The 2,480-nt window shown below is 44.6% G+C and carries 2 protein-coding genes; both read left to right on the forward strand.

Annotated elements, in window-relative coordinates; translation table 11 throughout:
* Positions 1–147: 147 nt before the first annotated feature.
* The gene (gene istA, locus IEY42_RS21880) at positions 148–1,692 is read left to right on the forward strand and encodes an IS21 family transposase (RefSeq protein WP_024600838.1); all 1,545 of its coding nucleotides are present in this window, start codon (positions 148–150) and stop codon (positions 1,690–1,692) included.
* A gap of 14 nt (positions 1,693–1,706) precedes the next feature.
* On the forward strand, positions 1,707–2,462 hold the full coding sequence (gene istB, locus IEY42_RS21885) for an IS21-like element helper ATPase IstB (protein ID WP_076923271.1): 756 nt from the start codon (positions 1,707–1,709) through the stop codon (positions 2,460–2,462).
* Positions 2,463–2,480: the final 18 nt, after the last annotated feature.

Below are 2,480 nucleotides of genomic sequence, written 5' to 3' on the forward strand. Positions count from 1 at the left end.
AGCGTGAACGCTCATTCCGGTTTTATCGTGAACACTTTTGACTGATTTTCCGGAATCGGTGTTCACACCAAACCAGTACAATTTCAACGCATTGATTATTAATTACTTTGTTAAGCTATTTCCTTTTTGTATTACTGAGGAAGGGATATGGCGACTAAGAGGATCACAATGCGTAAAATTCGAGAAGTGTTGAGGCTACATTTTGCTGCCCAACTCAGTGTCAGAAAAATAAGTGCCAGCACTAAGATCAGTGTCGGTGGTATTCAAAAACTACTCACTAAAGCCAGAGCTTTATCGTTAAGTTGGCCACTGCCCGACGAGCTTGATGATTCTGTGCTTGCTAGTCAGTTCTATCCTCGCGCCGACACTCGGCCATCCCAGCGATTTGAAGTGCCAGATTGGCCAGCCATTCGAAAAGAATTAACGGGCAAAGGCGTCACCAAGAACTTACTCTGGGAAGAATATACTCAGCAATATCCGAATCGTTGTTACAGCTATTCTCAGTTCTGCGATCGCTATATGACCTGGCTTAAAAAGCAAAAACGTTCGATGCGACAAGTGCATAAAGCAGGAGAAAAACTCTTTGTCGATTATGCGGGTCAAACGATGCCCATTGTTTGTAATGCGACGGGTGAAGTGAAGTTCGCCCAGATATTCGTGGCGGTGATGGGCGCATCAAATTATACATTTTGTGAAGCAACCTGGAGCCAAAGTCTACCCGACTGGATCGGCAGTCACGTGCGAGCATTTGAATTTATCGGCGGTATACCTGACATGGTTATCCCCGATAATTTACGCAGTGGTGTCAGTAAAGCGTGTCGCTACGACCCTGATGTTAACCCGAGTTATCAGCAATTGGCCGCGCATTATGGCACCGTGATTGTGCCTGCTCGTCCCAGAAAACCACAAGATAAAGCCAAGGCCGAAGTGGGCGTGCAAATCATTGAACGCTGGATACTCGCCAAGTTACGACACCAAACCTTTTTCTCATTAGCTGAGCTAAACCATTGCATCAAAGCCTTACTGCTTGAGGTCAATAATAAGCCCTTTAAGCAACTGAGTGGGACACGACAATCATGGTTCGAGTCAATCGACAAACCCGCCCTCGCGCCTATGCCCAAACTAGCTTATCAATTCACGGATATTAAACACGTCAAAGTGAATATTGATTATCACGTTCAGTATGATAACCATCTTTACTCGGTACCCCATCACTTGGTGGGTGAAAAGCTTGAACTTCATGCCAAAGACAACTTGATTGAGGCTTATTTCAAGCATAAACGCATCACCAGTCACCCGAGAAAATATCATCCGGGCATGACCACCACATCCGAGCACATGCCTGTAAAGCATGAGAAGCATCATAAATGGTCACCAGGGCGTTTAATGAATTGGGCGAAAGATATTGGAGATGACGTTTTGCTCTGGGTGAAAGCACAATTGGCACAGAAACAACATGAAGAACAAGCGTATCGTGTGTGCTTAGGCTTACTCAACCTATCAAGAAGCTATCCCGCCGATCGGCTCAATAACGCCTGTGCGATAGCCAATCAATACAGTTTATATCGGTTAAAACATATCAAAGACATACTCAGTAGCAACCAAGATAAATTGCCGCGAACGCAAGAAGAGCCGTCGACGTTATTGCCACAATCCCATGAAAATATCCGTGGTCCTAAAAGCTTCCATTAAGGTAAGGAAATTCTATGTTAGAACAAACGATAACTCAGCTTCGTCAACTCAAACTCAGTGGTATGGCCAACGCCTTAGTGAGCCAAATGGAACAACCAAGTACTTATGAAGGGTTGTCCTTCGATGAGCGACTACAACTGCTAGCAGACAGTGAAGCCCAAGACCGAGAGAGCCGAAAACAACAACGCTTACTTAAAGCGGCAAAACTTAAATTAGCCGCTAACGCCAGAGACATAGATTATCATCACCCGCGAGGTCTCAATCAATCGATGATGGCATCGCTACTGCAATGTGATTGGCTGAATAAATCACAAAACTTACTCATCACAGGCCCTTGCGGTAGCGGTAAAACCTATATCACTTGTGCGCTTGCGCATACAGGATGCATGAAAGGCTACAGCGTTAAATATTACCGACTCTCAAGGTTGATGCTTACGCTGACACAAGCCAAAGCAGATGGCACTTACAGTCGAATGTTACAGTCACTCGCTAAGATCGACTTACTCGTTTTAGATGATTGGGGGCTTGAGCCACTTAAAGCGGCACAACGAAATGACTTAATGGAGATCATGGATGATAGGCACGGCAGTTCATCAACCGCCATCATCAGTCAATTACCCACCGAAGAATGGCATCAATCCATCGGCGATAATACCTTAGCCGATGCCATTTTAGATCGACTAATGCACAATGCTCATCGGATAAAATTAAAGGGGGAGTCTATGAGAAAAATTCAATCTAAAATTGACCATCGTGAACACTTAGGTTAAAAATGTCATGAACCCAAT

It is taken from the genome of Shewanella algicola, assembly GCF_014648035.1.
GTDB lineage: Bacteria > Pseudomonadota > Gammaproteobacteria > Enterobacterales > Shewanellaceae > Shewanella > Shewanella algicola.